The organism is Cedecea neteri NBRC 105707 = ATCC 33855, from assembly GCF_001571265.1.
In the GTDB taxonomy this organism is placed as follows: Bacteria; Pseudomonadota; Gammaproteobacteria; order Enterobacterales; family Enterobacteriaceae; genus Cedecea; species Cedecea neteri.
Genome location: NZ_BCTL01000017.1, coordinates 22,933 through 30,495 on the forward strand (window position 1 = coordinate 22,933; position 7,563 = coordinate 30,495).

Annotated in this window: 5 protein-coding genes; 2 read left to right on the top strand and 3 right to left on the bottom strand. The window is 56.0% G+C overall.

Going from position 1 to position 7,563, the window contains the following annotated elements; all coding sequences use genetic code 11:
- Positions 1 to 55: 55 nt before the first annotated feature.
- On the bottom strand, positions 56 to 2,335 hold the full coding sequence (gene maeB, locus CNE01S_RS08585; protein ID WP_061275178.1) for an NADP-dependent oxaloacetate-decarboxylating malate dehydrogenase: 2,280 nt from the start codon (positions 2,333 to 2,335) through the stop codon (positions 56 to 58).
- 257 nt (positions 2,336 to 2,592) lie between these two features.
- On the opposite strand from maeB, the gene tal reads away from it, so the two are divergent.
- Both tal and tkt read left to right on the top strand, forming a co-directional pair.
- Positions 2,593 to 3,543, top strand: coding sequence for a transaldolase (gene tal / locus CNE01S_RS08590; RefSeq protein ID WP_061275180.1), 951 nt, complete (start codon positions 2,593 to 2,595; stop codon positions 3,541 to 3,543).
- Between the two features lie 18 nt (positions 3,544 to 3,561).
- The gene (tkt, locus tag CNE01S_RS08595; RefSeq protein WP_061275184.1) at positions 3,562 to 5,562 is read left to right on the top strand and encodes a transketolase; all 2,001 of its coding nucleotides are present in this window, start codon (positions 3,562 to 3,564) and stop codon (positions 5,560 to 5,562) included.
- A gap of 62 nt (positions 5,563 to 5,624) precedes the next feature.
- On the opposite strand, the gene CNE01S_RS08600 is transcribed toward tkt, so the two are convergent.
- Positions 5,625 to 6,668: a DUF1176 domain-containing protein gene (locus tag CNE01S_RS08600; RefSeq protein ID WP_061275186.1), complete on the bottom strand. Its 1,044-nt coding sequence runs from the start codon at positions 6,666 to 6,668 to the stop codon at positions 5,625 to 5,627.
- A 143-nt stretch (positions 6,669 to 6,811) separates the two neighbouring features.
- Complete coding sequence (nudK, locus tag CNE01S_RS08605) at positions 6,812 to 7,387, bottom strand: GDP-mannose pyrophosphatase NudK (protein WP_061275188.1); 576 nt, start codon at positions 7,385 to 7,387, stop codon at positions 6,812 to 6,814.
- Positions 7,388 to 7,563 lie beyond the last annotated feature (176 nt).

The window sequence follows — 7,563 nt, forward strand, 5'->3', positions numbered from 1 at the left end:
TAGTGCTCGCTTGACTCGGTTTCCCCCTCCCCCGCCAGGGTGAGGGGGCGTTCAATCACAGCGGCGCGGTTTGCGCCTCCACGACCGCCAGCGCCACCATATTCACGATGCGACGCACAGAGGCAATCGGCGTCAACACGTGAACCGGCTTCGCCACGCCCATCAGCACCGGCCCGACGGTCACCCCTTCAGAGCTTGAAACACGCAGCAGGTTGTAGCTAATACGCGCCGCCTCAACGTTCGGCATGATCAGAATGTTGGCCGAACCTTTCAGCGGGCTGTCCGGCATACGCTCATGACGAATACTTTCGACCAGCGCCGCGTCCCCGTGCATCTCCCCGTCAATTTCCAGCTCCGGCGCGCGTTCGCGTACCAGTTCCAGCGTTTGGCGCATTTTGCAGGCCGCTTTGCTGTTGGATGAACCGTAGTTAGAGTGGGACAGCAGCGCGACTTTCGGCTCGATGCCGAAGCGGCGTACCGTTTCCGCCGCCAGCAGCGTGATTTCCGTCAGCTCTTCCGGCGTAGGGTCATCGTTCACGTAGGTATCAGCGATAAAGGTGTTGCCGCTCGGCAGCAGCAGCGCGTTCATTGCCCCGGCCGCTTTCACACCTTCGCGGTAGCCAAACAGCTTCTCGACCACGTCAAAGTGCTCGTGATATTCGCCGATTGTCCCGCAAATCAGGGCATCGGCCTCACCGCGATGCACCATGATCGCCCCGATCACCGTAGTGTTGCTGATCACCGCGCGCTGCGCCTGCTCCTGAGTGATCCCCCGGCGCTTCATGATGTTGTAGTACTCGTGCCAGTACTCTTTAAAGCGCGGATCGGACTCGTTGTTCACGATCTCAAAATCTTTGCCCGGCTGAATTTGCAGGCCCAGCTTTTTGATACGCATTTCGATAACGCTTGGGCGACCAATCAGGATAGGCTTCGCCAGTCCCAAAGTAATCAGCTCCTGAGTGGCGTGCAGCACGCGTGCTTCTTCCCCTTCGCTTAACACCACGCGCTTCGGCTCTTGACGCGCCTGGGAGAAAATGGGCTTCATAAACAGGTTTGTTTTGTAGACAAACTCTTCCAGCTTCTCGCTGTAGGCGTTGAAATCCTGAATAGGACGTGTGGCTACGCCAGAGTCCATCGCCGCCTTCGCCACAGCCGGTGCAATCTTGACGATCAAACGCGGGTCAAAAGGCTTAGGAATGATGTATTCAGGGCCAAACGTCAGTTCCTGCTCGCCGTAAGCGGAGGCGACAACGTCGCTCTGCTCGGCGTGCGCCAGTTCTGCAATCGCGTGAACCGCAGCCAGCTTCATCTCTTCGTTAATCGCCGTCGCGCCAACGTCCAGCGCGCCACGGAAGATGAACGGGAAGCACAGCACGTTGTTCACCTGGTTCGGGTAGTCGGAACGGCCGGTACAAATGATCGCTTCAGGACGCACTTCTTTCGCCAGCGGCGGCAGAATTTCAGGTTCAGGGTTAGCCAGCGCCAGAATCAGCGGTGCTTTGCCCATCTTCTTCACCATTTCCTGGGTCAGCACTTTCGGACCGGAACAGCCGAGGAAGATGTCCGCACCTTCAATCACATCGTCCAGCGTCCGTTTGCCGCTGTCTTCCACGGCATAGGCGGCTTTGGTTTCCGCCATGTTCTCTTCGCGGCCTTTATAGATAACGCCCTTAGAGTCGCAAACCACGATGTTGTGTTTCTGCATGCCCAGCGCAACCAGCAGGTTCATACAGGCGATAGCGGAAGCTCCCGCGCCAGACACCACCAGCCGCACATCGGAAATGTTCTTTTCCACTACGCGCAGGCCGTTAAGCACCGCCGCGGTACAAATAATCGCAGTGCCGTGCTGGTCGTCGTGGAACACCGGAATGTTCATGCGTTCGCGCAGCTTCTGCTCGATGTAGAAGCACTCAGGCGCTTTGATATCTTCCAGGTTGATGCCGCCAAAAGTTGGCTCCAGCGCGGCAACAATGTCGACCAGCTTGTCCGGATCCATCTCATCAATTTCGATGTCGAAGACGTCGATACCGGCGAATTTTTTAAACAGGACTCCCTTGCCTTCCATTACCGGCTTGCCCGCCAGCGCGCCGATGTTGCCCAGCCCCAGCACCGCGGTGCCGTTAGAGACCACGCCCACGAGGTTGCCGCGCGCGGTGTATTTGTAGGCGGCGAGCGGGTCCTTTTCAATTTCAAGGCAAGGCGCCGCTACGCCAGGTGAGTACGCCAGCGCCAGATCGCGCTGGGTTGCCAGCGGCTTGGTCGGAGAAACCTGGATTTTCCCCGGGATCGGAAATTCATGGAAATCGAGGGCACTTTGCTTCAGTTGTTCATCCATTGCATCGTTCCTTTTTGGGTCTTCTTTATTGTTACGTCAGCCGCCTAGTATCACGCGGGCACGTTTCGCAAACTTTGAAGGTAGCCATACTATTAAGATTAGGCGTAATTATTGTTAGCTAACTATAGAACCAATGTTAGCGGCCGCCCCCGTCATCGCCGCCCATCTGCTATGCTTTTGGGTTATGCAAAGAATCAATTTTCACGGCGAGCGACACGGAACGCTCAGGTAAGACGTTGCTTTTCAAGGAGATAGTAATGAACCAGCTAGACAGCATTAAGCAGTACACCACCGTGGTTGCCGACAGCGGTGATATCGACTCTATTCGCCACTACCAGCCTGAAGACGCCACCACCAACCCTTCACTGTTGTTGAAAGCCGCAGGGCTTGAGCAATATCAGCCGCTGATTGATGACGCGCTGGCCTATGGCAAGCAGCGCGGCAGCAGCAGGGAGCAAATTGTGGCCGAAGCCAGTGACAAACTGGCGGTCAACGTGGGTGCGGAAATTCTGAAAAGTATTCCAGGGCGCGTTTCAACCGAAGTGGATGCCCGTCTGTCCTATGACAAAGAAAAAAGTATCAGCAAGGCTCGTCGCCTGGTTGAGCTGTACGCCGAGCAGGGGATCGACAAGTTCCGCATTCTTATCAAGCTGGCTTCAACCTGGGAAGGGATCCGCGCGGCGGAAGAACTGCAGAAAGAAGGCATCAACTGCAACCTGACGCTGCTGTTCTCGTTTGCTCAGGCGCGCGCCTGCGCGGAAGCGGGCGTGTTCCTGATTTCCCCGTTCGTGGGCCGCATTTACGACTGGTATCAGGCACGCAAGCCGATGGATCCTTACGTGGTAGAAGAAGATCCGGGCGTGAAATCCGTGCGCAATATCTACGACTACTTCAAGCAACATAACTATGAAACCATCGTCATGGGCGCCAGCTTCCGTCGTAAGGAACAAATCCTCGCGCTGGCAGGCTGCGACAGGCTGACCATCGCGCCAAACCTGCTGCAGCAGCTGCAGGACAGCGAAGAAGAAGTTGTCCGTAAACTCATCCCATTCTCACAAGGCTTCCGCCGTCCGGCGCCAATGAGCGAAGCGGAATTCCGTTGGGAACATAGCCAGGATGCTATGGCCGTTGAAAAACTGGCCGAAGGGATCCGCCTGTTCGCCATAGATCAACGCAAACTGGAAGACCTGCTCGCCGCCAAACTTTAACAAGACCTGGAGTGAAACATGTCATCACGTAAAGAGCTTGCCAACGCCATTCGCGCCCTCAGTATGGATGCGGTCCAGAAAGCCAATTCCGGCCACCCCGGTGCGCCCATGGGCATGGCCGACATCGCCGAAGTGCTGTGGAATGACTTCCTCAGCCACAACCCGTCTAACCCGCACTGGGCCAACCGCGACCGCTTTGTGCTGTCAAACGGCCATGCATCGATGCTGCTTTACAGCCTGCTGCACCTGAGCGGCTATGACCTGCCGCTGGAGGAGTTGAAAAACTTCCGCCAGCTTCACTCCAAAACGCCGGGTCACCCGGAAGTCGGCTATACCCCCGGCGTGGAAACCACCACTGGCCCGCTAGGCCAGGGGTTAGCCAACGCCGTGGGGATGGCCATTGCAGAACGCACGCTGGCCGCGCAGTTTAACCAACCTGGCCATGACATCGTCGACCACTACACCTACGTATTCATGGGCGACGGCTGCCTGATGGAAGGGATTTCCCACGAAGTCTCTTCGCTAGCCGGGACGCTGGGTCTGGGCAAGCTGATTGGCTTCTACGACCATAACGGGATTTCCATCGACGGGGAAACCGACGGCTGGTTTACCGACGACACGGCCAAACGCTTCGAGGCCTATCACTGGCACGTTATCCATGAGATAGACGGTCACGACCCGGAAGCGCTGAAAAAAGCCATCAAAGAAGCGCAGAGCGTGAAGGACAAACCTTCGCTGATTATCTGCCGCACGGTGATTGGTTTTGGCTCACCAAACAAAGCGGGCAAGGAAGAAGCCCACGGCGCACCGCTTGGTGAAGAAGAAGTCGCCCTGGCGCGCAAGCAACTGGGCTGGAAATACCCGCCGTTTGAAATTCCTAAAGACGTTTATCATGCCTGGGATGCCAAAGAGGCAGGTGAAAAAGCTGAAGCGGCCTGGAAAGAGAAATTTGCCGCCTACGCCAAAGCTCACCCTACCCTGAGCGCCGAATTTAAGCGTCGTACCGAAGGCAAGCTGCCGGATAACTGGCAGAAAACAGCCCAGCAGTACATCGAACAGCTGCAGGCAAACCCGGACAAGATTGCGACTCGTAAGGCTTCGCAAAATGCCCTCAACGCCTTCGGCCCTTCCCTACCGGAGCTGCTGGGCGGTTCCGCCGACCTGGCCCCAAGCAACCTGACCATCTGGAAAGGTTCGAAGTCGATTAAAGAAGACACCGCCGGGAATTACATCCACTACGGCGTGCGCGAGTTCGGCATGACCGCCATCGCCAACGGTATTGCCCTGCACGGCGGCTTTATCCCTTATACCGCCACCTTCCTGATGTTTGTGGAATACGCCCGTAACGCCGCACGTATGGCGGCGCTGATGAAAGCGCGGCAGATAATGGTGTATACCCATGATTCTATCGGCCTTGGGGAAGATGGCCCGACGCACCAGGCCGTTGAGCAGCTTGCCAGTCTGCGCCTGACGCCTAACTTCAGTACATGGCGCCCTTGCGACCAGGTTGAAGCCGCCGTGGCGTGGAAAACCGCGCTCGAGCGCCAGACCGGGCCTACGGCGTTAATCCTCTCTCGCCAGAACCTTGCCCAGATGGAGCGTACGCCCGAGCAACTCAAAGCTATTGCTCGCGGAGGTTATATTCTGAAGGACAGCGACGGCAAGCCGGATCTCATCCTGATTGCTACCGGCTCAGAGGTCGAGATAACCGTCGAGGCCGCTGCCGTACTGAGCAAAGAAGGACATAAGGTTCGCGTGGTGTCTATCCCGTCCACCGACGTTTTCGACGCTCAGGACGAGGAATACCAGGAATCCGTCTTGCCTTATGCAGTACGGGCTCGCGTAGCGGTAGAAGCGGGTATAGCCGATTACTGGTACAAATACGTCGGCCTTAAGGGCGGTATTGTCGGCATGACCACCTTCGGTGAGTCAGCGCCTGCCGGGAAGCTGTTCCCGTTCTTCGGTTTTACGGTAGAAAATATCGTGGCAACGGCGAAAAAATCGCTGAGTAAAAAGTAGTTCCTTTCATCCAGCCCTCTCCTTTTGAGGAGAGGGTTCTCTTTTATCTCAATGCAGTCAACCTACTTGGTGACCCACAGCGTGGGCCAGCCGCCCGCTTTATGCCAGCCGTCGCAGGCGGGCTCTTCCGCATAACGAACCAGGCGGAAACGCTGCCCGTCATAGCGCCAGCGCGTTGCCACTCCGCAATCACCTGGCCCGCGCCCTTTCGCCAAAGTCGTTAACTCTTTGCCGTGCTCGTCAAACCCCGCGTTCATTAACTCCAGCTCGGTGCTGCCGCTGTCCGGCATAAAGGGCAATCGCAGATGAATTGTCCTGGCGACAAACGGCTTTTGCCGGGAAATCACCCAGGCCAGGGACACCACGTTATAGGCTCCCGCCTCACAGCTGGTCAGCATCAGGGCTTTATCGTCGGTCAGAGGGAAAACGCGCACTTCACGGCGCAAGGGATCAAGCGAACACTGGCTGTTATTCATCCGCCATGTGCCGTAATCCAGCAGATCGTTCAGTTCGTCGTGTGAAAGCGGCGTTGATGCTGCCGCTGATGCGGTGACTTCTTTTAGCGGAGGAGCCGGAGGCACGCTGAGCGGAGGCCCGTCACCTTTTTTAATCCATGCGGTTTCACTGCCAATGCGTTTTTGCTGGCTGTCGATAAACAGCAGCGCCGCTTTCAAACCGCTAAGAGAAATCATCCCGCCGCCGTCAGCAAGCGAGATCTTATCGCCGTTACCGATAGTATTCAGCAGGCCGTTAATGGCATCCGTGCTGTTGGTCATCAGATGATGAGGCGACACTTTCCATTCGTTGGGCTGGATAACGAGGGGCGCGTCATCCAGCCTTAAGCGTGGCTCAATGGGCGGAACTTTGACGTCCACACTCTCCATATTTCCCAGGTCAATACGCAGGTTAACGTCGTTGCGCGCCCCCGCGCCTCGGGAAAGCGTCATCACCAGCCCCTGATGCAGCCCGGTATTACGGGTGCTGCAAAAGTTCTGGTTGTTGCAGGTCACCTGCCAGTCGGAAAACTGCTTTTGTGCCGGCGCGGCAAACGCAGCCTTCGCCACCAGCAGAGTAAGCATGAGTAAGGAGGATATCCGATAGAACATTGAAGGCTGCCCTAAGAAGCGAAGCGTGAAAAACGTACGATGGTGCGACGTATCTTCGGCTCACGAGACAGCCTGCTCAATCGGATTTGTCGGATAGCTTTATCGCAATATTAAAAATCACAATAACCTGATTTTATGGCACTTTACCCCATGATATTGCGCAACTGTAGCTGTTGCAGCAGTATCACGGTCTTACCGTCGCGAATTTCACCGTTCTTAACCATCGCCATCGCCTGGCTGAAAGGGATTTCCAGCACATCGATATCTTCATCTTCCACGCCGCCGCCGGCCCCTTCTCGCTGCGCGTCGCTGTATTCGGCCAGATAGAAATAGACGATTTCGGTCACGCCGCCGGGAGACATGTACAGTTCAAAGACTTTTTCAACGTCTCCTACCTGAAAACCGGTTTCTTCCATGGCCTCTTTGCGGGCGCAGACTTCCGGCTCGTCAGCGTCCAGCAGCCCGGCGCAAGCTTCTATCAGCATGCCATCTTCATTACCGTTAACCCAGGTCGCAACGCGGAACTGGCGCGTTAGCACTACGGTTTTTTTATCACGGTTATAAAGCAGGATAGTTGCACCGTTGCCCCGGTCATAGACTTCACGCTTATGGCGCACGCTTTCAGCCCCGTTGCGAGACAGGTCATAGGTAATATTGCGCAGGATGAAGTAGTTATCAGACAGGACTTTATCTTTGATGACTTCGATACGTAACGACATACGGTCTCCACAAGGCGGTAAGGGAGCCGATAATCATATGCCGTTCTGTGAGCGTTGTCGCGGGGCGGTAGATGTGTTTTTTTGGGGGGGCCGAGTGGGAATATATTAGATTGCAGTTTTTCCGTTCACCGTAACATCATTTATTTCTGTCACCACTGTAAACAGTGAACGTGTCC